Below are 24131 nucleotides of genomic sequence, written 5' to 3' on the forward strand. Positions count from 1 at the left end.
TTCAGGCCTTCCTGCGCTGCAGCTTCGAGAAGATCGGGGCGAGCAGGCTGCGGCGAGCCCGGCGCGCCTCGGTGCGCCCGCTGACGTGCTGGGCGATGGACACGAACAATTCGGCCGGCTTCGAGCCGCCGCTGATCTCCGCGATCATCTGGCCGTTGTTCGAGGCCGTGCCGAACAGGGCCGGCTCGAAGGGGATGGCGGCGATCAGATCGGTCTCGAGGTTCTTGGCGAAGTCGGCCGCCTTGATCTCGGGACGCTTGGGCACGCCGACCATGTTGAGCACCAGCCTGGGCGGCGCGTCGTGCTGGCGCATCTGCTTCATCAGGTCGATCAGGTTCTTGGCGTTGCGCAGGCTGGCGAGATCGGGCGTGGCGACGATGACGATCTGGTCCGCGCTGGCGAGAACCCGTCGCGACCAGGCCGACCAGACATGCGGAACGTCGAGGACCACGCTGGGCACGCTGGCGCGCAGGATGTCGAGGACCGCGTCGAAGCCGTCCTCGCCCACATCGTAGGGCCGCTCCAGCGTCGAGGGCGCCGCCAGCAGGCTGAGATGGTCGGTACACTTCGACAGGAGGCGGTCGACCAGCCCGGAATCGACCCGGTCGGGCGCGAAGACGATGTCGGCGATGCCCTGGGGCGGGTCCTGGTTGAAGTCGAGGCCCGCGGTGCCGAAGGGCAGGTCCATGTCGACGATGACCGCGTCCTGCCCGACGGTCTTGGCCACCGCCCAGGCAACGTTGTGGCAGACGGTCGAGGCGCCGACGCCGCCCTTGGCGCCGACGAAGGCGAGGGTCCGCCCGACGGGATCGGAGCCCGGGGTGTGGAAGAGGTCGGAGAGCGAGCGCACCAGGGCGAGAGGCCCGACCGGAGCGATGATATATTCGCTGATGCCGCGGCGCATCAGCTCGCGGTAGAGCAGCACGTCGTTGATGTGGCCGATGATGACCACCTTGGTGCCGGGATCGCAGAACTCGGCCAGGCGGTCGAGGCCGGCGATCAGCTCGTCCCGGGTCTGGGTGTTCTCGATCAGGATGACGTTGGGCGTCGGCGCCGCGCGATAGGCCTCCGCCGCGGCCGCGACGCCGCCCATCTGGATCTTGACATGCGCCTTGTCCATACGCCGGTCGGCGGCCGCGGTCTGCACGACCTGCGCGAGATCGGAGGTCTCGCAGAAGGCCTGGAGCGACACGCGCGGCAGCGGCACGATCTGCGCGTCGCCCGGAGCGTGGGAAGAATGGGTGCCGGTGCTCATCGTCTGGTCCTCACTGGCCCACGCCGGTATTGATCTTTTCCTTGCCCTCGTCGGGATAGATCGTGGCAGTCGCCTGGCCCTGGCCGTACTTGCTCATGACCGTGACGCGCCTGACGGCGCTGCTCGGCCCTTCCGGACGGGCGCGAACGAGGTCGAGCGGGTCGGCCACTTGCTTGGCGAGGGTGTTCTGGGTGGCGCAGCCGAAGTTCTCCCAGGGCTGGGCGCGATTGTTCCAGCCGCTCAGCGTGCCGTTATACTCGGCGATATCGTCCGGCCATTGGCCGCAGGGGCCCTCCACCTGCGCCTGGAGGCGGGTGAAGGCGAGCTTCACCGGCGCGATCGCCTCGGGGTCGTCGGGCCGGTAGGAGCCGGTGCGGGCCGAGGTGACGCCGGCCGAGGCGAGCGCCTCGCGGATGCCCTGCCCGGCCCGGCGGGCGGTGGGGTCGGTGGTCGGGAAGCCGATCAGCAGCGGCCCCTCGCCGCTGCGCCGGTACTCGGCCGCGAAGGCCCGGACGTCGGCCATCTGCCGGGCGCCGATATGGCCGCTGCCGCCGGCCAGGAAGATGTCGATCGAGCGGCTGCCATGGTTGAGCACGATGGGGTGGACCTGGGTGTAGGTCGGGTCCGGCGGGCCGACGACGCGGTTGGTCGGCGCGCAGGCGGCGAGCGTGAGGGCGAGCAGGCCGGCCGCGGCGCACGGTCCGGGGACGATCCGGGTCCTGCGGCGGGCGGAGGAAAGAACCGACATGGGGGATCTCCGGAGACGGACCGATCAGTCCACAGTGAAGCCGTAGCGTCCGGCGAGCTTGCCGGTCGGGGCGGGCGCGCCGCGCACGCCGTAGATCTTGTTGAAGCGCCCGAGCAGGAAGGTCGAGGGATCCGAGGCGTCGGTGAAGCCGTCGCTCGGCAGGGCGATGTCCTTGCGGTCGACCGCCTTGGCGAGATAGGGCGTGACCATGATCATCAGCTCGGTGTTGTCGCGCTGGTAGTCACGCGAGCGGAAGAGCTGGCCGAGGATCGGGATGTTCATCAGCCCCGGCGTGCCGTTGACCACCTGCTTGGTGTTCTGCTGGATCATGCCGGCCATGACAAGCGAGGCGCCGGAGGCGAGCTCGACCGTGGTGTCGGCGCGACGCACGGTGAAGGCAGGGATCACGGCGCCGTCGGTGGTGGTGAAGGTGTTCTTGTTGTCGATGTCGGAGACTTCGGTGCCGACCTTCAGGCTGATGCGGCCCTCGTTCAGCACCACCGGCGTGAAGGTGAGCCCGACGCCGAACTGCTTGTAGGTGTAGCCGGTCTGGCAGATCGGCACGCCGCCCGCGGTCGCCGGCGTGCAGCTCGAGCTGGTCAGGATGGGGAACTCGCCGCCGGCCAGGAACTTGGCGGATTCGCCGGAGATGGCGGTCAGCGTCGGCTCGGCCAGGGTGCGCAGCACGTTGGCGCGCTCGAAGGCCCGAATCGTCGCATTGAAGTTGGAATTGCCGATCGAGGCCGTGTTGCTGGCGATCGGCCCGGCGAGGCCGAAGGGATTGGAGGTCGAGAAGGTGAAGGTTCCGCTGTTGTTGCCGCCGGCGAGGTCGATGCCGAGCTGCTTGAGGATCTGGCGCTGCACCTCGGCCACCGTCACCTTCAGCATGACCTGCTCGCGGGCGCGGATCGAGATGGAGTTGGCGACGGCGCCGTCCTTGCCGAGGAACTGGGAGGCGATGGCCACCGCCCGCGACGCATCGTCGGCGGAATTGACGTAGCCGCTGAGCAGCACGCCCTCGTTGAGCTGGCGCACCACGATCTCGCTGCCGGGCACCGCCTCCTGGATCGCCCGGGCGATCGGGCTGATGTCGCGCTGGACGTTGATGTCGAGCGCGCTCATCTGGTTGCCGGCCAGGTCCATGAACACCAGGGTGGTCTGGCCGACGCCCGCGGCGGTGACGAAGACCTTGCGGGCCGAGCGCACCACCGCGTTGGCGACCTGCGGGTTGGCGACGAACACTTCCTTGGCATCGCGCGGCAGGTCGACGATGATCGACTTGCCGAGGCCGATGTCGACGCGGCGCGTGGTCTCGCCTTCGCCGGCGCCGATGCGCAGATTGGTCTGGGCCGCCGCCGGCGCGGCGGCGAGGCCGCCGGCCAGGAGCGCCGCCGCCAAGATCAGGACCAGGCGCATCGCCCGCCCTTGGCGTCCGCGGTTGTGTCCTTGGGACAACATGGCTTTCTTCTCCTGATCGGCGAACATCGGTCAGCGGGGCGCAGCGTTGGTGATGCCGTAGCGCACGACGGTGCCAGCCCCCATGACGCCCTGGCCGGTCTCGGGCGTGGCGGCGCCTTCGAGCCCGGTCGGGTTGGCGTCGGCGAGCGGGCGGAGCGAGAGGGAGATCGACCCCATCTCCTTGCCCAGGGCGAGCACCTCGGTCTGCGGCGGCGTGAGCTCGAGCGTCGCCGTCGAGCCGGCGATGACCTTCTGGCCGTCCTGCTCCTCGAAGTTCTGGTCGATGGCGAGAACGCGGACGTTGCGCAGGATGATCTCGCTGGTCCAGGCGTCGACGCCGGTCTGCTTGGTGGTCTCGGGATCGCGCCGCGTCAGGATCACGTCGACGCGGTCGTTGGGCAGGATGAAGCCGCCCACGGCGGTGTCGACCGCGATCTTGGTGGCGACGGCCCGCATGCCCGCGGGCAGGATGGCGGAGAGGAAGCCGGCGCTGTTGGCCTTGACCAGCTTCTGGGCGCGCAGCGGCTCGCCGGCGACGAAAGGCGTGCGGACGATGGCGCCCTTCCAGGTCTCCATGGCGGCAGGGTCGTTCTTGTCGGTGATGTAGGTCGGGCCGATCGAGGCCTCCGGCCAGTCCTGCCAGCGCATGTCGCGCGGGCCAAGGGCGGTGCCGACATTGATGTCGCTGGCCGCGACCAGGACCTTGGTGGCGGCCACCGGCGCGGGCGGGGCCACGGCCAGCGGCACGGGCGCCGGGTTGGAGGCGAGATAGACGTAGCCAGCCCCACCGGCCGCGGCGAGCGCAATCAGCAAGACGGCGACTTGCGCGGTTTTCATCAGCTTGAACCCTATCGGCCGCGGCGGACTTGCCGCTGATGGGCCGATTGGATCAGCGAAAGGTCAATTCATGGTTAACGAGATGTATCTAGGTGTTCTTTTCCGGCTCAGGCCCCCAACGCCTGCATCCAGCCGGTTTCCGGGTAGATGATGAGCGCCGCGATTGCGAGGGCGATGCCGTAGGGGACGCCGGTCTTGGTGTCGTGCAGTCGCGCGATCCAGGCATGCCGCGCCGCGAATCGCGGCAGCGGCAGCGCGCGCATCTGCAGCAGACCCAGCGTGAGCAAGCCGCCCAGCGCCGATCCGATCAGAAGATACATCAGGACATGGTCGAAGCCGAACCACAGGGCCGTGGCTGCCGCCATCTTGGCGTCGCCGCCGCCGATCCAGCCGAAGGCGAAGCAGGCGAAGGCCGCCACCAGCACCAGGGCGCCGGCGGCCAGGTGCCAGCCGATCTCGGCCGGTGCCATGCCGGTGACGAGGGCCACCCCGAAGAAGGCCAGGGCGAGGCCGACGGTGACGCGGTTCGGGATGGTCATGCGCAGGAGGTCGGACACGGCGGCGTAGACCACCAGAGCCGGAAAGACGAGAAGGATCAGAAGCTGGCTCATGACATGCCCTGAAGCGTTTTGCGACTTGACGGACTCGCCGGGACTCGCAAAGGCGCGTCGAAACAAGGAGTGGGAGCAAAGCGGCGTTTCCGCCCGACCACGCTTTGCTGCAGAAGAGGCGGATCGCCGGGGCGGCACTATCGCGCCGGATGCTTTCGACGGGGTAAACGCCGCCGGCAAACGCGCAAGGCGCCGACGGTCGCGGCGCCTTGCGAGAGAGGACGGAGGTCCGTGGCCGGCCGGGCCGCGGGAGGCCAGGCCTCCCGCAGGCCGCAGGTCAGTTCAGGTTGGCAGCGATGTTGCTGAACTTGTTGGTCAGGTTGGTGCCGACCAGCGTCATGGCGCCGATGGCGACCACGGCGATCAGGGCCGCGATCAGGCCGTACTCGATGGCGGTGGCGCCGTTCTCGTCCTTCACGAAACGTGCAAGCAGGGTGGTCATGGGCAGAGGCTCCAGGGGAATCCGACGGTTCGAAGATGCCGCGCCGCCGGAGCCTCGCGACGGCGAGGCTTCGGCGGCCGGGCCGGCGGGAGGCGCCGCCTCCCGGACGGTTGGCTTACTTGAGGTTGGCGGCGATGTTGCTGAACTTGTTGGTCAGGTTGGTGCCGACCAGCGTCATGGCGCCGATGGCGACGACGGCGATGAGGGCCGCGATCAGGCCGTACTCGATGGCAGTGGCGCCGCTCTCGTCCTTCACGAAACGAGCGAAGAGGGTGTTCATGGGGGGGCTCCAGTTGTTGTTCGACAGTTTGGTGTTCTCCCGACCGCTCGTACTGCCGATCAGTGGAACTGGCGATGACCATACGCACCAAGCGTTGCAGCAAGGTTAATCCGGGCGCCGACAATTCTAAGAGATGCCAAAATATACGAGATGGTTAAGATTGTGTTCTACGATTTATCCAAGCAGATATGAGTTATACATGCACATGGTCCGATATTTTGTTTGCTTAATAAATGATGACTTCAAACAATAGGAAAGGTCCTGATTTCGATCTCCGCCGCATCCACGAAAGGTGTCGCGGCCGTTGACCGGGTGCGTCGGCAAGCAGAAGGCCCCCGGCGCGCCGGTGGAGCCGCTTCCCGCACCGCGATCGAGGCGCCGACGCTTTGGAGCATGCCTTGCAGCCGGCCGTGCGCCGCACACAGGACGGTGAAACGCGTTCCCTGCGTCCGGGCGGCTCCTGCTATCGAACGCGCATGCCCGCGCTTGCGCTGGAGTGGTCCCTGAGCCGAGAGGTCTTCAGGGTCTCTCTCCGGCGGCATCTTCCGGGGAGCGTTTCGCAGAATGTGCGCGCCCGTCCTGCGGGGGTGCGCAGAAATCCGCCTCGGAGGCGCTGTTTCACGACGCCGCGTAACCGATTCTCAAAACTTCGTCCGCAGAGTGCGCGCCGTTCGCGACGGGTCCCGGGCGGGACGGGCGAGCAGGAGCGGATATCACGGTGACCAGCGAACGCCTGCGCGGAGCGGCCCTGCCCAAGCGCTTCCGGCGCGACCAGTCGGGCGCGACGGCAGTCGAGTTCGGCTTCGTCGCCATGCCCTTCTTCGCGCTGATCTTCGCCATCGTCGAGATCTCGCTGACCTTCTTCACCAACCAGGTGCTCGAGACGGCGGTGCAGGACGCGGCCCGCCAGATCATGACCGGCCAGTCGCGCTCGAACAATTCGTCCACCGCAGCCAACAATACGCAGATGGCGAACTTCAAGTCGCTGATCTGCGCCAAGATCAACAGCGCCTTCATCGATTGCACCAAGCTGCAGGTCGACGTGGAGACCTATACGACCTTCGCCGCCGCCAACACCGGCGAGCCGATCGCCGGCGGCAAGATCGCCTGGACCCCCGGCTACCAGACCGGCAATCCCGGCGACATCGTCGTGGTGCGGGCCATCTATCCCATGCCGACCTACACCAATTTCTACGGCGTGGGCCTTGCCAATCTCAGCGACGGCACCCGGCTCCTGATGGCGACCGCGGTGTTCCGTACGGAGCCGTTCAAATGAGCGCCGCGCCGCCCGAACCCACGGCCGAGGCGCCCGGAGCCGCCCGGCGCCGCCATGGCCTGCCAAGCAGCATCTTCGAGCTCCGCCGACGGAGCGGGCTCGAAAATTCCGCAGAACATCAAAGTTCCGGCGGAGCTTCGCGGGTCGGAACCGCGCTCCGATCCACGAAACGCTGCCTGGGCCGTTTCGGCACCGGCGAGGGCGGCGTCGCCCTGGTCGAGTTCGCCATGGTGCTGCCGCTCCTGGTGCTGCTCTATGTCGGCGGCATCGCCGTGACCCAGGGCATCATGACCGACCGCAAGGTCATCCTGCTGGCACGCTCGCTCGGCGACATCGTGGCGCGCGGCACCACCATCACCGCCAGCGAGAGCACCGACGTGTTCAACGCCGCCAGCGCGGTGCTGGCCCCCTACAGCGCCGCGACGACCATCCTGCGCATGCGCGTCTCGAGCGTGCGCATCAACAACAAGGGCACGTCCTGCGTGGTGTGGTCGCTGTCGCCCAACAGCGGCTTTGCCCGCAGTCCCAAGGACAATGTCGACAGCACGGTGCCCGCGGACCTGCGCGCCAGCACCAGCTCGTTCCTGATCCTCTCGGAAGTGCAGTACGACTACACCCCGATCATCGGCGCCAGCCTGACCGGCGCGATCACCATGCACGAGACGCTGTTCCTCAAGCCGCGCCAGAGCGCCGAGGTGACGTCCTACAACCAGCCGACGGCCTCGACCACCGTCTGCCCGGATACCTGAACCCCGCCCGACGGGGATCGCGGTCAGAGGAAGGCCCGACCCGCCGCGGGCGGGGGGATGCGCAGATGCGCCGCCACCGTCGCGGCGATGTCGGCGAAGCCGTCGCGCCGGCCGATCGGCCCCGGCGCGATCCCGGGCCCGGCCACCAGCACCGGAACGTGCTCGCGTGTATGGTCCGTCCCCGTCCAGGTCGGGTCGCAGCCATGGTCGGCGGTGATCACCAGGAGGTCGCCCGGCCGCAGCCGGCCGGTGAGCTCGGGCAGGCGCCGGTCGAAGGCCTCCAGCGCCGCCGCATAGCCCGGCACGTCGCGGCGATGGCCGTAGAGCATGTCGAAGTCGACATAGTTGGCGAAGAGGAAGCCGCCCTCCGGCAGCCGGTCCATGGCGGCGAGGGTCTTGTCGACCAGCGCCATGTTGCCGGCGCCCTTCAGGATCTCGCCGGTGCCGCGATGGGCGAAGATGTCGCCGATCTTGCCGACGGTGATCACCGGCCGCCCTTCCCGCGCCAGGATGTCGAGGATGGTGTCGGCCGGCGGCGGCACGGCATAGTCGCGCCGGTTGGCGGTGCGCTCGAAGCCGGACGCCGCGTCGCCGAGGAAGGGACGGGCGATCACCCGGCCGATATCGAGGGCATCGACATGGCGGCGGACGATGACGCAGAGGGCCAGCAGCCGATCGAGCCCGAAGGCCTCCTCGTGCGCGGCGATCTGCAGCACGCTGTCGGTTGAGGTGTAGAAGATCGGCTTGCCGGTGGCGATGCTCTCGGCCCCGAGCTCGGCGATGATCTCGGTGCCCGAGGCATGCTTCTGGCCGAGCACCCCGGGCAGTCCGGCCTCGGCGGCGACGGCGGCGATCAGGCTCGGGGGAAAGCAGGGGACGGTGCTGGGGAAATAGCCCCAGTCGAACGGCACGGGGAAGCCGGCGATCTCCCAATGGCCGGACGGCGTGTCCTTGCCCTTGGAGCGCTCGACGGCATAGCCCCAGCGGCCCGGCCCGGCGGCGCCGGCGAGCCCCGGCGGCAGCCGCCCGGTCGAGGCCTCGGCCGCCCGGCCGAGGCCGAGGGCGACGAGATGGGGCAGGGCGAGCGGCCCGGCGCGCAGGCCCGCCCGGTCGGCCCGGCCGGCGGCGCAGGCCTCCGCGATATGGCCGAGCGTGTCGGCGCCGGCATCGCCATAGGCGTCGGCATCGGCGGCGGCGCCGATGCCGACGGAATCCATCACCAGGACGAAGGCGCGCGTCATGGGCGACCTCACGCTTCGATGCGCTGCAGGACGGGCGGCAGCGCCTCCGCCTCGCCGATGCTGCAGGCGGCCTGCAGGGCGGCGGTCGCCGCATCGGCGGCAGCTTCGCTGCGGGCATGGACGAGGGCGAGCGGGCGCTGCGCATCGACGGTGTCGCCCAGGGCCGCGAGCTCGGTGAAGCCGACGGCGTGATCGACCGGGTCTTGCGGCCGGGTGCGGCCGCCGCCGAGGGCGACGACGGCGAGGCCGACGGCCCGCGTGTCGATGGCGCCGATGCGGCCGCCTGCCGGCGCCGGCACCGGCCGCACCACCGGTGCGGCCTGGAGATGGCTGTCGGGGCGATCGAGGAGGTCGGCCGGGCCGCCCAGCGCCGCGACCATGCGGGCGAAGCGCTCGGCGGCCGCCCCGGACTCGTAGGCGCCCAGCATCGCCGTGCGGCCGTCCTCCGGGGTTCTCGCCAGCTTGCCGAGCACCAGCATCTCGGCGCCGAGCGCCAGCGTCACCTCGAGGAGGCGCGGGTCGCGCCGGGCACCGGTCAGGAAATCGATGGCGTTGCGCACCTCCACCGCATTGCCGGCGGCGCTGGCCAACGGCTGGTCCATGGCGGTGATCAGCGCCGTCGTGGGCAGGCCGGCGCCGGTGGCGACGCCGGCGATCGAGGCGGCGAGCTCGCGCGAGCCCTCCAGCGTCGGCATGAAGGCGCCGGAGCCGGTCTTGACGTCCATGACCAGGGCCTGCAGCCCCGCCGCCAGCTTCTTCGACAGGATCGAGGCGGTGATCAGCGGCACGGATTCGACCGTCGCCGTGACGTCGCGGACGGCGTAGACGGTCTTGTCCGCCGGCGCGAGGTCGGCGGTCTGGCCGATGATGGCGGCCCCGGCCTCGCGCACGACGCGGCGGAACAGGTCGCTGTCCGGCTGCGTGGCATAGCCGGGGATCGAATCGAGCTTGTCGAGCGTGCCGCCGGTATGGCCGAGGCCTCGGCCGGAGATCATCGGCACGAAGCCGCCGCAGGCCGCCACCGCCGGAGCGAGCATCAGGCTGACATTGTCGCCGACGCCGCCGGTGGAATGCTTGTCGAGCACCGGGCCGGGCAGGCCGAGGCCGCTCCAGTCCAGCACCGTGCCCGAATGGGTCATGGCTCGGGTGAAGGCGACGCGCTCGGCCATGCTCATGCCGCGGAAGAACACGGCCATGGCGAAGGCTGCCACCTGCGCATGGGTCACGGCGCCGGAGACGAGGCCGGCGACGAAGGCGCCGATCTCCTCCTCGCTCAGCGCCTCGCCGTCGCGCTTGCGGCGGATGATCTCCTGCGGCAGCACGCTCATGGCGCGAGCTCCGCCAGGAAGCCGCGGATCAGCGCCTGCATCTTCGCCACGCCCTTGAGTGCCACGGCCTTGGTCTGGGCGTGCGAGATGACTTCGCGCTCGTCCATGCCGGCGCCGTAATTGGTGGCCATGGCGACGGCCGCGACCCTGAGGCCGAGGCGGCGGGCCAGGATCACCTCCGGCACGGTCGACATGCCGACGAGGTCGGCGCCCATGATCCGCGCGGCGCGGATCTCGGCCGGGGTCTCGAAGCTCGGCCCGGAATACCAGGCATAGACGCCCTCCGGCAGGTCGAAGCCCGCCGCCCGCGCCGCCCGTGCCAGCTGCGCCCTGAGCCCGGGATCATAGGCATCGACCATGTTGACGAAGCGCGCATCCGAGGGATCGCCGATCAGCGGGTTGAGCCCGGTCCAGTTGATGTGGTCGGCGAGGGCGACGAGGCTGGCGGGCGCGATCTCCGGCTTGAGCGAGCCGCAGGAATTGGTCAGCAGCACCGTCGAGGCGCCGAGCAGGGCCAGCGTCTCCAGCGGCACGCGCATGGCGGCGGCATCGCCCTGCTCATAGTAATGGGCGCGGCCCTGGAACAGCGCGACGCGCCGGCCGGCGAGGCGCCCGACGACGAGGCGGCCGGCATGGCCGGTGACGCCGCTCGCCGGGAAATGCGGGATCGCGGCATAGGCCGTCGCCACGGCATCCTCGACTTCCTCGACCAGGGCGCCGAGGCCGGTGCCGAGGACGAGGCCGATCTCGACGGGCTCGACGCCCGCCGCGGCGCGGACGGCCTCGGCCGCCAGGCGCGAGGCCTGCGCCGAACGGGGATGCAGCAGCTCCGGTAAAAAACCCATGGCGCCTCTCGGTCCGGCCGCGGCCGGGCGACGGGACCGGCCGGAGCGGCCCCGCGACCATAGTGGCGCGGCGGCGCGTGTCAAAGCGCCGCCTGCCGGCCGCCGGAGCGGGACAGGACAACCTTCTCCATGGCGCCGGCCGCCCGGCTTTTCACAGCCGCCCGGCCGCTGCCCGATCTTCGGCCTTGCCTGCTTCCGGCCCAGCGTCCCATATGTTAAGGGAAGCGCGCCTTCGCAGCCAGCGAATGAGCTTGCGGCGGGAATATGACAGGCGGATAAAGGACTTTGACGCAATGGCGGATCGCCGCTCCAGTTACGATTTTGAAGCCCTCCTGGCCTGTGGGCGCGGCGAACTCTTCGGACCCGGCAATGCGCAGCTGCCGCTTCCGCCCATGCTGATGTTCGACGAGATCACCGAGATCGCCGAGGACGGCGGCGAGAACGGCAAGGGCCATGTGCGCGCGAGCCTCGCGGTGAAGCCGGACCTGTGGTTCTTCGCCTGCCACTTCAAGGGCGACCCCGTGATGCCCGGCTGCCTCGGCCTCGATGCCCTGTGGCAGCTCACCGGCTTCTTCCTCGGCTGGCTCGGCCTGCCCGGCCGCGGCCGGGCGCTCGGCGTCGGCGAGGTGAAGTTTTCCGATCAGGTCCTGCCCAGCGTCAGCCGGGTCGAGTACGGGGTCGATTTCAAGCGCGTGTTCAAGTCGAAGCTCGTGCTCGGCATCGCCGACGGCTGGCTGAAGGCCGACGGACGCCCCATCTACGAGGCCCGGGACATGCGGGTCGGCCTGTTCCAGGCCGCCTGATCCCGGGGTCCCGCCCCGGCGCGGGACCGATGTTCGAGATTTGAGACTTGCGAGATTTTGAGACTTGGAAGGGGCCCTCATGAGACGTGTGGTCGTCACCGGCATGGGCATCGTGTCCTCGATCGGCAACTCGACGCAGGAGGTTCTGGCCAGCCTGCGCGAGGCGAAATCGGGCATCGTCCGGGCAGAGGACTATGTCGCCCACGGCTTCCGCTGCCAGGTGCACGGCGCACCGACGCTCGATCCCACCGGCATCCTCGACCGCCGGGCGATGCGCTTCCACGGCGGCGGCAGCGCCTGGAACCATGTCGCCATGGACCAGGCGATCCGCGACGCCGGCCTGGAGGATGGCGACGTCTCCAACGAGCGCACCGGCATCATCATGGGCTCGGGCGGTCCCTCGACCAAGGTGATCGTCGAGGCGGCCGACAAGACCCGCGAATCCGGCTCGACCAAGAAGATCGGGCCCTTCGCGGTGCCGAAGGCGATGTCGTCCACCGCCTCGGCCACCCTCGCCACCTGGTTCAAGATCAAGGGCGTCAACTATTCCATCTCCTCGGCCTGCGCGACGTCCAACCATTGCATCGGCAACGCCTACGAGATGATCCAGTACGGCAAGCAGGACGTGATGTTCGCCGGCGGCTGCGAGGAGCTCGACTGGACGCTCTCGTGCCTGTTCGACGCCATGGGCGCCATGTCCTCCAAGTTCAACGACCGCCCCTCCACCGCCTCGCGCGCCTATGACCGCAATCGCGACGGCTTCGTCATCGCCGGCGGCGCCGGCGTGCTGGTGCTGGAGGAGTACGAGCGGGCCAAGGCGCGCGGCGCGCGCATCTATGGCGAGATCGCCGGCTACGGCCTGTCGTCGGACGGCTACGACATGGTGGCCCCCTCGGGCGAGGGCGCCGTGCGCTGCATGCGCCAGGCGCTGCAGGGCGTGAAGGCCAAGGTCGACTATATCAACCCGCACGCGACCTCGACGCCGGTGGGCGACCTCAAGGAGATCGAGGCGATCCGCGAGGTCTTCGGTTCCGGCGACGCCTGCCCGCCGATCTCGGCGACCAAGTCGCTGACCGGCCACTCCCTCGGCGCCACCGGCGTGCAGGAGGCGATCTATTCGCTTTTGATGATGAACAACGGCTTCGTCTGCGAGAGCGCCCATATCGAGGAGCTGGATCCCGCCTTCGAGGACATGCCGATCGTGCGCAGCCGCATCGACGATGCCAAGCTCGGCTGTGTCCTGTCCAATTCCTTCGGCTTCGGCGGCACCAACGCCACGCTGGTGATGAAGCACGTCGACGCCTGACAAGACCAAGAAAGTCGAGGACACCATGCAAGGCCTGATGCACGGCAAGCGCGGCTTGATCATGGGCGTCGCCAACGACCATTCGATCGCCTGGGGCATCGCCAAGATGCTGGCGAGCCATGGCGCGACGCTCGCCTTCACCTACCAGGGCGAGGCCCTGCGCAAGCGCGTGCAGCCGCTGGCCGAGAGCCTCGGCTCCTCGCTGCTGTTCCCCTGCGACGTGGAGGACATCGCCTCGGTCGATGCGCTGTTCGCGGGCCTCTCCGAAAGCTGGGGCTCGCTCGACTTCCTCGTGCACGCCATCGCCTATTCCGACAAGAACGAGCTCAAGGGCCGCTATGCCGACACCACGCGCGACAACTTCTCGCGCACCATGGTGATCTCCTGCTTCTCCTTCACCGAGATCGCCAGGCGGGCGGCGGCGCTGATGCCGCGGGGCGGCTCGATCGTGACGCTGACCTATGGCGGCTCGACCCGCGTCATGCCGAACTACAACGTCATGGGCGTGGCCAAGGCGGCGCTGGAAGCGTCGGTGCGCTATCTCGCCTCGGATTTCGGGCCGCAGGGCGTCCGGGTCAACACCATCTCGGCCGGCCCGATCCGCACCCTCGCCGGTGCCGGCATCGCTGACGCGCGGCTGATGTTCAACTATCAGCGCCGGCATGCGCCGCTGCGCCGGACGGTGACCATCGAGGAGGTCGGCGGGGCGGCGGTCTACCTCCTGTCCGATCTCGCCTCGGGCGTGACCGGCGACATCCACTTCGTCGATTCCGGCTACAACATCATCTCCATGCCGCATCCCGAGGCGCTGAAGGTGCAGGACGCGGCCGAGGAGCGGGCCGAGCAGGCGCAGGCCGCGGCGGAGTAGCGCCCGCGGGCGGGCGCGACAGGTCCCGGATGGGTTCTGCGACAGATGGCGTCCGCCTGATTTGCCGGCTACGAATGCTGCGCCATCGCCACTCGACGCCTTCGCGCTGCCGGGGGCGCTGGCCTGTCCGTTCCACCCGGTCGGATGAGGCTTCAGGACGCCGCCTTCCCCGCCGTGGCCTCGCGGCGGCCGGCATACGGAACTTCCCTCCCGTCAGCCGCGTTGGTGGCGCATGCGCAATGCCCCGGACCATCCTTCCCCGCCGCCATCGCCCTGCCCGGCCTCAACGGAGGCCGACCGCGCCTCGGCGAGGCGCCCGTGACCAAGGCCAGATCCCGCCAGACCGATCAGCTCGTCATCCATGGGGCGCTGGACCTGCCCTCGGTCAAGATCGACAGCTACAATCTGGAGCTGCGCGACAAGGATGGCTTCATCGGCGACCGCGCCACCAAGGGCGCCTTCGCCGAGAAGCTGGACGAGTTGCGCAAGCGCCTGCGCAAGGTCGGCAGCGATCCGCTCGGCCGGCTCTCCACCAAGGAGCTCGGCAAGAAGGAGCTCGACACGCTGCTGACCAAGGGAGACGCCGATGCGGCGGCGGCCGTGCACGGGGCGATCGAAGCCTTCGCGCAGGACCTGGCCGAGGTGATCCGGCGCTTCCTGCGCACCGACGGCTGGAAGGGCACCGAGCGCATCGTCGCGGGCGGCGGCTTCCGCGAGAGCCGGATCGGCGAGCTGGCGATCGCCCGGGCCGGCACGCTGCTCAAGACCGAAGGCATCGCCATCGACCTCGTGCCCATTCGCCACCACCCCGACGAGGCCGGGCTGATCGGCGCCTTGCACCTGATGCCGGTATGGATGCTCACCGGCCACGATGCCATGCTGGCGGTCGACATCGGCGGCAGCAACATCCGCGCCGGCCTCGTGGCGATGAACCTCGGCAAGGCGCCGGACCTGTCCAAGGCCGCGGTCGTGAAGTCCGAGCTCTGGCGGCATGCCGAGGAGGAGCCGAGCCGCACCGCCGCGGTGGAGCGGCTGGTGGCGATGCTGCAACGGCTGATCGCGACGGCTGGCGAGCAGAAGCTCGTCCTCGCCCCGCTGATCGGCATCGGCTGCCCCGGCCGGATCGAGGCGGACGGCTCGATCTCGCGCGGTGGCCAGAACCTGCCCGGCGGCAATTGGGAGAGTGGTCCCTTCAACCTGCCCAAGGCCCTGGTGACGGCGATCCCGGCCATCGCCGAGCAGCAGACCATGGTGGTGATGCACAACGACGCCGTGGTGCAGGGGCTGTCCGAGGTCCCCGTGATGCAGGACGTGAAGCGCTGGGCGGCGGTGACGATCGGCACCGGCCTCGGCAATGCCAGCTACGGCAACAAGAGCCCCTCCTGACCACCGCTCCCTGACCCGATCCCGGAGGTCAAGCCATGCCTGTCCGCGCCCTTGCCACCGACTATGACGGCACCATCGCCGATGACGGCGTGCTCGAGCCGGAGACCGTCGCCGCGCTCGAGCGATTCCGGGCCTCGGGGCGGCACCTCATCCTGGTGACGGGACGCGAGCTTGCCGAGCTGCAGCAGGTCTGCCCCCGGCTCGACCTGTTCGAGCTGGTGGTCGCCGAGAACGGCGCGCTGCTCTACGATCCGAGAAGCAAGGAGGAAGTCCCCCTCGCCGAGCCGCCCTCGGCCGAGCTGGTCGAGCGGCTGAAGGCGGCCAAGGCCCCGGGGCTCTCGGTCGGGCGCAGCATCATCGCCACCTGGGAGCCGTTCGAGACGGTGGTGCTGGAGGCGATCCGCGAGCTCGGGCTGGAGCTGCAGATCATCTTCAACAAGGGCGCCGTCATGGTGCTGCCCGCGACGGTGAACAAGGCGACGGGCCTCGCCGCGGCGCTGGAGCGGCTGCACCTGGCGGCCGCGGCGGTGGTCGGCGTGGGCGACGCCGAGAACGACCACGCCTTCGTCAAGACCTGCGGCTTCGGCGTGGCGGTCGCCAACGCCATTCCCGCGCTCAAGGCGGAGGTCGATATCGTGACGTCAGGCGCGCGCGGGGCCGGCGTCGCCGAGCTGATCGACCGGATCCTCGCGACCGACCTGGAGGAGGTGGTGGTGCCCCGCCGCGTCCGTCGGACCGCGACGCCGGCGTGAGCTGCCGCGAAAAGGCCCGGCCGTCGCCGGCCGGACCCCTGCGCAGATTCTCCCGAACCTGCTGACACCTGGGAATCGAAGCAGCTCCTCGCGGCCTGGGGCCACGAGGAGCTGCCTCGGATCACGGTGCGGGAGGCAGCACGAAGAACCAGTTGGCGATCAGCACCACCGCCAGGCCTGCCACCAGCGTCAGGTAGGGCAGGATGCCCGCCTTCCGCACCTGCAGGTCGGACGGCTTCATGCCGAGGTCGTCGAGCATGTGCTCGGGGAACTTGCCGCCGTCCTGGACATAGTGCCGGAAGCAGAACACCGGGATGATCAGGGCCGCGAAGATCAGCCCGGCCCACAGGGCGATCGGGTTCCAGGTCTTGGCGCCGGCGCCCATGAAGACCGCGTTGACATAGGCGAAGATCGCGCCGATGCCGAGGATCCAGGTCGGCGCCTTCCACGGCCGCGCGATATGGCCGTTGTCGATGCGGTGGATCCAGCCGGCATTGAGGTTGAGGAAGTTGAAGATGATGTAGCCGCAGTTCGACACGGCCAGGATGAAGAAGAAGCTGGTCGCATCCGTGCTGGCGATGGCCAGGACGATGAGGTTGCAGACGAGGTCGGTCCACATCGCCCGGGTCGGCGCCCCGTGCGAATTGACGTGGCTGAGATATTTCGGCAGCCAGCCGTCGACCGAGCCCTGGTAGAGCGTGCGCGAGGAGCCGGCCATGGCCGTCATGATCGACAGGATCAGGGCCAGGATCATCAGCATCACCATGATGTTGGTGATGAAGCCGGAGCCGCCGACCATCTTGCCCATGGCGTCGGCGACGCCGGAGCCGTCGCCGATCGAGGGCTCGAGCATGCCGGTGAGGCCGAGCACGCCCTGGAAGGTGAAGGGCACGAGGATGTACAGCAGCAGGCAGAGCAGGCCGGAATAGAAGATCGCCTTGAAGGTGTCGGTGCCGGGATCCTTGAACTCGGAGGTGTAGCAGACCGCGGTCTCGAAGCCGTAGGTCGACCAGGCGGCGATGAACATGCCGCCGAGCACCAGCGTCCAGCCGGCGATGTTCCAGCTGCCCGGCGCCGGAGCGCCGGCGGCGGCGAGCGGCACCAGCGGCGAATAGTTGGCCCAGTGGATCTGCCCGGTGAGGATCGGCACCACGCCGACGATCAGCATCGGGATGATGACGAGCAGGCCGATATATTTCTGGACGTTGGCGGTGCCGAGGATGCCGCGATGCTGGATGGCGAAGGTGATCAGCATCAGCACGGCGCCGATGAAGAAGACGGCGTTGAAGGAGAAGCCGACCGGGCCGAGCGAATGGCTGAACAGCGTCCAGCTGCGCAGGGCCGGGGTCGCCGCGGCGGTGACCGCCGCGATCGCGTCGGCCGCGCTGGTGCCGGCATGGGCGGCGATATAGGCCACGACCTCCGGCGAGGTCTCGGTGAAGCTCGGGATCGGCGCCACCGCGTTCAGCATGTAGGCGGCGGCGATGGAGCAGCCGAGCGACAGCACCGGCGACCAGGCGAACCAGTTGCACCAGACCGACAGCGGCGCGATGAACTTGGAATAGCGCAGCCAGGCGGTGGCGCCGTAGACGGAGGCGCCGCCCGACTTGTTCGGGAACAGGCCGGCGATCTCGGCATAGGTGAAGGACTGGATGAAGCCCATGATCATGGACACGGTCCAGATCAGGAAGGCGAGCGTCCCGGTCGTGCTGGCGATGCCGCCGATCGAGAACAGGACCAGGGCGGGCACGCCGCTGGCGACCCAGAAGGCGCCGCGCCAGTCGATATGGCGCAGAAGCTGGCGGTCCGCCGGCTCGGCGGTGATGGTGGTGACCGTCATCGATATCCCCATTTTATCGTTCTTGACTGGTGGCTTCTCGGCGCTGCACCCGGTCCCGGCCCCCGCCCGGTCGCGCTCTCTTTCTTGGTCGACGGCAGCCTGCCGGGCGAACAAGGCATCCGCCTTGCATCGCCGCGACCGGTCCTGGCCGCGGCGTGCGCCGCAGCGAAGATCGATTCACCCACCGTCCCAGCTTTTTCCTGTGAGTGAAGAGTGCCATAGCTGTCCAGCCCGTCAATTGCTTTGTTCGATAAACACCGCCACAAATTTGATCGGAGCCCGCCCAAAGTTTAGGCAGCAAAGCGTTGCACTCGCCCTGATTGCGAAGCGCGCCGAGCACCGCCGATCCGGCGAGCCCGGCACCTCCGGAAATTTCCTGCTGGACAAACTTGTTTCTTCACTGGAAACTCCGATCCACGCACGGACAAAGCTCCGCCAGGAAGAAACACCACCTCCATCGAAGGGAACTGGCCGATGTCGGCAACGAAACTATGGGGCGGCGAATCGTTCTCGGGCCTCGGCTACGAGTGGGATCCGCAATGGGTCCTGACCGAGCGCCAGAAGGCGCTGCAGGCCAAGCTGATCGAGCTGTGCCAGAGCGACCTGCGCGTCAACGCCATCGAGAGCGACAAGAACCGCGTCTATCCCCGCAAGAACTTCCAGGTGCTGGCCAAGCACGGCTTCCTCGGCCTGATCGTGCCGAAGGAGCTCGGCGGCATGGGCGAGAACCACACCGCCGCCGCCATGGTGGTGGAGACCATCGCCCGCTATGGCTGCGCCTCCACGGCCATGTGCTACACCATGCACACCGGCGCCGTGGCGGCAGCGCTGCTGCGCCACCACGACAACGAGGCCCTGAAGGACATCCTGCGCCGGATCGACAAGGACTGCCTGATCGGCACCCTGTCCTATTCCGACCCGGAGACGGGCTCGCATTTCTGGTACCCGATCTCCTCGGGCGCGGAGGAGACCAAGGACGGCTGGCACGTCAAGAAGAAGGCGTCCTGGACCACGTCGGGGGGCTTTGCCGACTGGTACATCGTGCAGACGACGAGCCCGAACTTCAACGGCAACTATGCCGACCTCTCCTGCTTCCTGATCCTCGGCGATGAAGCCAGCTACGACCCGGCCAACTGGAACGGCCTCGGCCTGCGCGGCAACCAGTCGGGGCCGTTGGAGATCGACCGGGTGGTGCCGCGCGAGCGCCTGGTCGGCCCGGTGGGCGACGGCGCCCGCTCCAACGACGAGGTGGTCGACCCCTTCTTCCTGCTCTGCTCCTCGGCCTGCTGGAGCGGCATCGCGCTCGGCATGATCGACATCGCCAAGGCGCACACCACCAAGAAGACCCACAAGGACGTCGGCATGCGCGTCGCCGACTATCCCACCATCCAGGACTATGTCGGCGAGGCGATCATCGACACCAACGTGGTGCGCTCGATGGACTTCATGATCGCCAAGGCCCTCGACGACGCCACCAAAGGCTGCGACTGGTCGCTGCACAAGGACGACGTCACCGTGCTGCCGCGCTCGGCGCTGCTGCACTGGCTCTGGCAGCTCAAGTTCGCCGCCGCCAAGAACGTCGCCCATGTCTCGGACAAGATGCTGCACGCCTGCGGCGGCACCGGCTACAAGCCGGAGCTGCAGATCGAGCGCTATCTGCGCGACGGCAAGGCCGGCTGGGTGATGGGCCCGACCAACGAGGTGCTGCGCCAGTTCGTCGGCAAGGCCTCGCTGCTCGGCTTCGAATCGCTCGACTACTGGAACACCTCGATCAACGAGCGCGTCATCAACAACGAGATCAAGAAGATGGACGCCGACGCCAAGCGGGCCCTGGCCGAGCGCCTGCTGGCCGAAACCGCGGCGCCGGCCCGACGGATCGCTTGACCCGTCCGTCCGACGGATGGTCCAACAGTGCGTAATGGCGCCGGGGCGGCGAGCACCGCCCCGGGCTTTCCAGCAATCGGAGGGTTGGCCATGACCCATCTCGCCTCGGCAAGCGCCATGACCCAAGGTTCCGTCCCGACGCACGAGACCGTCGATCCCACGCTGTTTCGCGGCGCGCTCGGGCTGTTCGCCACGGGCGTGACCATCGTCACCGCCGCCCATCCGACCAACGGCCTGATCGGCATCACCGCCAATTCCTTCAACTCGGTGTCGCTCGACCCGCCGCTGGTGCTGTTCTCGGTGGCCAACACCGCCCGCAGCCTCGCCGCCTTCCTGGAGGCGCCAGGCTTCGTGGTGAACGTGCTGCGCCAGGACCAGAAGATCCTCTCGGGCCGCTTCGCCCGGCAGGGCGAGGACAAATGGGCCGGCGTGCCCTACACGCCCGGCCGCCTCGGTGCGCCGATCCTGCCCGACACCATGGCGGCCTTCGACTGCGTGCACTATGCCCAATACGAGGGCGGCGACCACCTGATCATCGTGGGCCGGGTGGTCGGCATGGAGCACAATGTCGAGGGCGACCCTCTGCTGTTCTACCGCGGGCGCTACCGTGCCCTCGGCGACGAGATCGCCTGACGCTCAATCTGGGGAGACCGCGATGACCCCGCCGCCCGCCGCCGGCCTGAAGGCCCCCTCCCCCGACGACGTCGTGCGCGTGCGCGGCGGCGCGGCCGAGGTCTTCGCCCTGGCCAAGGGCGACCGCCTGCGGGCGATCGACGTCGAAGGCGGCCAGGACGCGCTGTTCTACGCCTTCGCCGCCGAGGGGCGCGACGGGACGGCGCTGCTCGGCCTTCCCGCCGGCCCGGCCGGCGCGCTGCCGGACCTGCTGGCCGCCAACGAGAACGCCGCGGCGGTGCGCCATCGCCTCGCCGGCCACGATCTCGCCAAGGCCTCGGGCGTGGCGCTCTCCGGGCCGCAATCGGCGCCGGGCGAGGCGCTGTCGCTGGTGGCGCCCGACGCCATGACCTGCCTGCTGGTGGTGCCGGCCGCGCCCTCCACCGCCGAGGCGGTGGCGCCGGCCACGGACTATCGCATCGAGATCGCCCGCGCGGACAGCGCCGCGCGCTCCGGCGGCGAGCCGGCGCCGCCGCTGGCCGAGCCGCTGCTCGACATCCGCATCGCGGCCGCGACGGCGCAGACCTACCGGGTCAAGGCCGGGCAATATATCCAGATCCTGGACATTGACGGGCGCCAATGCTCGGACTTCCTGGCCTTCGACGCGGCGCTCATGGAGCAGGGCGTCGAATGCGGCCTCGATTCCACCGCCACCCGCACGCTGATGGGCCGGGCCTATCCCGGGCCGGGGCTGTTCTCGAAGTTCTTCGACCAGCAGATGCGGCCGATGCTGGAGGTGGTGCAGGACACCTGCGGGCGCCACGACACGTTCGCGCTCGCCTGCACGACGAAATACTATGACGACATGGGCTATCCCGGGCACGATTCCTGCTCGGAGAACTTCAACAAGGTGCTGGGGCCGCTCGGGCTCGCCACGCGGCCGGGCTGGCCGGCGATCAACTTCTTCTTCAACACGGTGGTCAACCATGACGGCACCATCGGCACCGACGAGCCGTGGTCGCGGCCCGGCGACTATGTGCTGATGCGGGCGCTGACCGACCTCGTCTGCGCCTCCTCCTCCTGCGCCGACGACATCGACCCTGCCAATGGCTGGAACCCGACCGACATCCAGGTCCGCGTCTATGGCGCGGAGCACGCGTTTCCCAAGGCGATCGCGACGCGCATGACCCCCGATTCACCTCCCGTCTTCACCAAGGAGACGGCGTTCCACGCCCGCATCGCGCCCTTGTCGCGGCGCCTGGTCGACTATCGCGGCTACTGGCTGGCCAACTCCTTCCTCGCCGACGGCGCGGTGGCCGAATACTGGGCCTGCCGCGAGAAGGTGGCGGTGATCGACCTCAGCGCCCTGCGCAAGTTCGAGGTGCTGGGCCCCGATGCCGAGGCGCTGCTCGACCACGCGGTGACGCGCGACATCACCAAGCTCGCCGTCGGCCAGGTGGTGTATACCGCGCTGTGCTATCCCCATGGCGGCATGCTCGACGACGGCACGGTGTTCCGCCTCGGTCCCCAGCAGTTCCGGCTGGTCTGCGGCGACCCCTATGTCGGCGTGCACCTGCGCGAGCTCGCCAAGGCCAGGGGCCTCAACGCCTGGGTGCGCTCCTCCACCGACCAGCTGCACAACATCTCGGTGCAGGGGCCGAAGAGCCGCGAGCTCCTGTCGCGGATCATCGTCACGCCGCCGACGCAGCCGAGCGTCCAGGAGCTCGGCTGGTTCCGCCTGACCATCGGCCGGCTCGGCCATGCCAAGGGCCCGCCGGTGGTGGTGTCGCGCACCGGCTATACCGGCGAGCTCGGCTACGAGGTCTGGTGCCATCCGCGCGACGGCGTCGCCCTGTGGGATCAGGTGTTCGAGGCGGGCAAGCCGCTCGGCGTCGCGCCGATGGGGCTCGAAGCCCTCGACATGCTCAGGATCGAGGCCGGCCTGATCTTCGCCAATTACGAATTCTCCGACGAGACCGACCCGTTCGAAGCCGGCATCGGCTTTGCCGTGCCGATCGTCTCGAAGAAGGGCGACTTCGTCGGCCGCGAGGCGCTCTTGAAGCGCAAGGCCGAGCCGCAGAGGAAGCTGGTCGGCCTCGTGATCGAGGGCCGCGAGAGCGCCCATCACGGCGATCCCGTCTTCGCCGGCCGGGCGCGGGTGGGCGTGGTGACCTCGGGCATGCGCTCGCCGATCCTCGATCAGACCATCGCCCTGGCGCGCGTCGACGTCGGCTCGTCGGCGGTCGGCACGCAGATCGAGATCGGCAAGCTCGACGGGCACCAGAAGCGGCTGAAGGCGACGGTGGTGCGGCTCTCGCATTACGACCCGGACAAGAGCCGGGTGCGGGCGTGAGCCGCGGCGCGGCGGCCTGACCGGGCCGGCATTTCATCGGCCACGGCCGCTGCGGGCGTGGCGCAGGCATGGACGAACGAGGCCCCGAACGGGGTCCGAGGCACGAGGGGAAGACGGATGAGCGTGATGTCATGGCGGCGGTCGCCGCTGGCCGAGCGGCACAGGGCCCTGGGTTCCAGCCTCGAAGACTGGAACGGCATGGAGACCGCCTGGACCTATACGGCGAGCAGCCTGCCGGACGAGCACGAGGCGATCCGCACCAAGGCGGCGCTGATGGACGTCTCGGGCCTGCGCAAGGCGCATCTCGTCGGCCCGCATTCGCACCAGGTGCTGCAGCGCCTGACCACCCGCGACGTGCGCAAGATCTATCCCGGCAAGTCGGTCTATGCCTGCGTGCTCAACGAGGCCGGCAAGTTCACCGACGACTGCATCCTCTACCGCACCGGCCCCAATTCCTGGATGACGGTCTACGGCTCGGGCACGGGCCTGGAGGACATGGGCCGGGAGAGCATCGGCAAGAACGTCGCGGTGCTGTTCGACGACGACCTGCAGGACCTGTCGCTGCAGGGCCCGCTCGCCGTGAGCTATCTGGAAAAGCACGTGCCCGGCATCCGGGACCTCAAATATTTCCACCACATGCAGACGACGCTGTTCGGCAAGCCGGTGATGATCTCGCGCACCGGCTATACCGGCGAGCGCGGCTACGAGATCTTCTGCAAGGCCGAGGACGCGGTCGGCATCTGGGACAGGATCCTGGAGGAAGGCAAGGCGATGGGCATCGTGCCCGCCTCCTTCACCGCGCTCGACTGGCTCAGGGTGGAGAGCTATCTCCTGTTCTACCCCTACGACAATTCGCAGATGTATCCCTTCGAGACGGAGGGACCGGGCGACACGCTGTGGGAGCTCGGCCTCGACTTCACGGTCTCGCCGGGCAAGACCGGCTTCCGCGGCGCGGAGGAGCATTACCGCCTCAAGGGCAAGGAGCGCTTCAGGATCTTCGGCGTGCTCGCCGACACCGACCAGGTGCTGGACGCCGGCGACGCGCTCTGGGCCGATGGCAAGCGGGTGGGCACCGTCACCTGCGGCATGGTCTCGCGCGCCACCAAGCGCTCCATGGCGATCGCCCGCATGGAGGTGGACGCGGCGAAGATGGGCACCAAGCTGGAGGTGCGCGGCAAGGGCGTGACCTGCCCGGCCATCGCCCACCCGATCACTTTCGACGACCCGGAGAAGAAGAAGCGCACCGCCGTCGGCTGA

22 protein-coding genes are annotated in these 24131 nt (G+C 68.9%); 11 read left to right on the plus strand and 11 right to left on the minus strand.

Translation table 11 applies throughout. The features are described 5' to 3' along the window. Position 1: 1 nt before the first annotated feature. From QO011_RS27085 to QO011_RS27115, 7 genes are all read right to left on the minus strand, one after another. The gene (locus QO011_RS27085) at positions 2-1255 is read right to left on the minus strand and encodes a CpaE/TadZ family protein (protein ID WP_307279211.1); all 1254 of its coding nucleotides are present in this window, start codon (positions 1253-1255) and stop codon (positions 2-4) included. Positions 1256-1265: 10 nt separating this feature from the next. After that, entirely contained in the window at positions 1266-2003 is a 738-nt protein-coding gene (locus QO011_RS27090) for a CpaD family pilus assembly protein (RefSeq protein WP_307279213.1), read from the minus strand. Positions 2004-2027: 24 nt separating this feature from the next. Further along, entirely contained in the window at positions 2028-3461 is a 1434-nt protein-coding gene (locus QO011_RS27095; RefSeq protein ID WP_307279215.1) for a type II and III secretion system protein family protein, read from the minus strand. A gap of 30 nt (positions 3462-3491) precedes the next feature. Then, positions 3492-4298, minus strand: coding sequence for a Flp pilus assembly protein CpaB (gene cpaB, locus QO011_RS27100; RefSeq protein ID WP_307279217.1), 807 nt, complete (start codon positions 4296-4298; stop codon positions 3492-3494). A gap of 107 nt (positions 4299-4405) precedes the next feature. After that, positions 4406-4909: an A24 family peptidase gene (locus QO011_RS27105; protein WP_307279219.1), complete on the minus strand. Its 504-nt coding sequence runs from the start codon at positions 4907-4909 to the stop codon at positions 4406-4408. A gap of 277 nt (positions 4910-5186) precedes the next feature. Next, a complete protein-coding gene (locus tag QO011_RS27110) occupies positions 5187-5351 on the minus strand; it encodes a Flp family type IVb pilin (protein ID WP_307279220.1) in 165 nt (54 codons plus the stop codon). Between the two features lie 115 nt (positions 5352-5466). Continuing rightward, a complete protein-coding gene (locus QO011_RS27115; protein WP_307279223.1) occupies positions 5467-5631 on the minus strand; it encodes a Flp family type IVb pilin in 165 nt (54 codons plus the stop codon). 718 nt (positions 5632-6349) lie between these two features. Here QO011_RS27115 and QO011_RS27120 point away from each other — a divergent pair. Continuing rightward, complete coding sequence (locus tag QO011_RS27120) at positions 6350-6907, plus strand: TadE/TadG family type IV pilus assembly protein (RefSeq protein WP_307279224.1); 558 nt, start codon at positions 6350-6352, stop codon at positions 6905-6907. Next, on the plus strand, positions 6904-7656 hold the full coding sequence (locus QO011_RS27125; RefSeq protein ID WP_307279227.1) for a TadE/TadG family type IV pilus assembly protein: 753 nt from the start codon (positions 6904-6906) through the stop codon (positions 7654-7656). The genes QO011_RS27120 and QO011_RS27125 overlap by 4 nt, the downstream gene beginning before the upstream one ends. Before the next feature lie 23 nt (positions 7657-7679). On the opposite strand, the gene QO011_RS27130 is transcribed toward QO011_RS27125, so the two are convergent. The 3 genes from QO011_RS27130 to QO011_RS27140 are packed head-to-tail and all read right to left on the minus strand — an operon-like array spanning position 7680 to position 11070. Continuing rightward, positions 7680-8897: a phosphopentomutase gene (locus QO011_RS27130; RefSeq protein WP_307279229.1), complete on the minus strand. Its 1218-nt coding sequence runs from the start codon at positions 8895-8897 to the stop codon at positions 7680-7682. Between the two features lie 8 nt (positions 8898-8905). Beyond that, positions 8906-10225 carry a thymidine phosphorylase gene (deoA, locus tag QO011_RS27135; RefSeq protein WP_307279231.1) on the minus strand — a complete coding sequence of 440 codons (1320 nt, stop codon included), beginning with the start codon at positions 10223-10225 and terminating at the stop codon, positions 8906-8908. After that, positions 10222-11070, minus strand: a complete 849-nt coding sequence (locus tag QO011_RS27140; RefSeq protein ID WP_307279234.1) for a purine-nucleoside phosphorylase — start codon at positions 11068-11070, stop codon at positions 10222-10224. Before QO011_RS27140 ends, deoA begins: the two co-directional genes overlap by 4 nt. Positions 11071-11363: 293 nt before the next feature. Between QO011_RS27140 and fabA the strand changes: the two genes are divergently transcribed. The 5 genes from fabA to QO011_RS27165 all read left to right on the plus strand — a co-directional run bounded on the left by fabA (position 11364) and on the right by QO011_RS27165 (position 16185). Beyond that, positions 11364-11873 carry a 3-hydroxyacyl-[acyl-carrier-protein] dehydratase FabA gene (fabA, locus tag QO011_RS27145; RefSeq protein WP_307279236.1) on the plus strand — a complete coding sequence of 170 codons (510 nt, stop codon included), beginning with the start codon at positions 11364-11366 and terminating at the stop codon, positions 11871-11873. A gap of 79 nt (positions 11874-11952) precedes the next feature. Next, complete coding sequence (gene fabB, locus QO011_RS27150) at positions 11953-13179, plus strand: beta-ketoacyl-ACP synthase I (RefSeq protein WP_307279237.1); 1227 nt, start codon at positions 11953-11955, stop codon at positions 13177-13179. Between the two features lie 25 nt (positions 13180-13204). Continuing rightward, positions 13205-14047, plus strand: a complete 843-nt coding sequence (fabI, locus tag QO011_RS27155) for an enoyl-ACP reductase FabI (protein WP_307279240.1) — start codon at positions 13205-13207, stop codon at positions 14045-14047. A gap of 318 nt (positions 14048-14365) precedes the next feature. Continuing rightward, positions 14366-15433, plus strand: a complete 1068-nt coding sequence (locus tag QO011_RS27160) for an ROK family protein (RefSeq protein ID WP_307279243.1) — start codon at positions 14366-14368, stop codon at positions 15431-15433. A 35-nt stretch (positions 15434-15468) separates the two neighbouring features. Continuing rightward, positions 15469-16185, plus strand: coding sequence for an HAD family hydrolase (locus tag QO011_RS27165; RefSeq protein WP_307279244.1), 717 nt, complete (start codon positions 15469-15471; stop codon positions 16183-16185). A 121-nt stretch (positions 16186-16306) separates the two neighbouring features. Here QO011_RS27165 and QO011_RS27170 read toward each other — a convergent pair whose 3' ends face one another. Next, positions 16307-18025: a trimethylamine N-oxide permease gene (locus QO011_RS27170; protein WP_307279246.1), complete on the minus strand. Its 1719-nt coding sequence runs from the start codon at positions 18023-18025 to the stop codon at positions 16307-16309. 474 nt (positions 18026-18499) lie between these two features. Here QO011_RS27170 and QO011_RS27175 point away from each other — a divergent pair, with 474 nt between their 5' ends. From QO011_RS27175 to QO011_RS27190, 4 genes are all read left to right on the plus strand, one after another. Continuing rightward, positions 18500-19909 carry an acyl-CoA dehydrogenase family protein gene (locus tag QO011_RS27175; protein WP_307279247.1) on the plus strand — a complete coding sequence of 470 codons (1410 nt, stop codon included), beginning with the start codon at positions 18500-18502 and terminating at the stop codon, positions 19907-19909. 90 nt (positions 19910-19999) lie between these two features. Next, positions 20000-20542, plus strand: coding sequence for a flavin reductase family protein (locus QO011_RS27180; RefSeq protein WP_307279249.1), 543 nt, complete (start codon positions 20000-20002; stop codon positions 20540-20542). A 22-nt stretch (positions 20543-20564) separates the two neighbouring features. Next, positions 20565-22874 carry a trimethylamine N-oxide demethylase gene (locus QO011_RS27185; protein ID WP_307279252.1) on the plus strand — a complete coding sequence of 770 codons (2310 nt, stop codon included), beginning with the start codon at positions 20565-20567 and terminating at the stop codon, positions 22872-22874. 126 nt (positions 22875-23000) lie between these two features. After that, positions 23001-24131, plus strand: a complete 1131-nt coding sequence (locus QO011_RS27190; protein ID WP_370882019.1) for an aminomethyl transferase family protein — start codon at positions 23001-23003, stop codon at positions 24129-24131.

The sequence above is a fragment of the Labrys wisconsinensis genome (assembly GCF_030814995.1).
Lineage (GTDB): Bacteria > Pseudomonadota > Alphaproteobacteria > Rhizobiales > Labraceae > Labrys > Labrys wisconsinensis.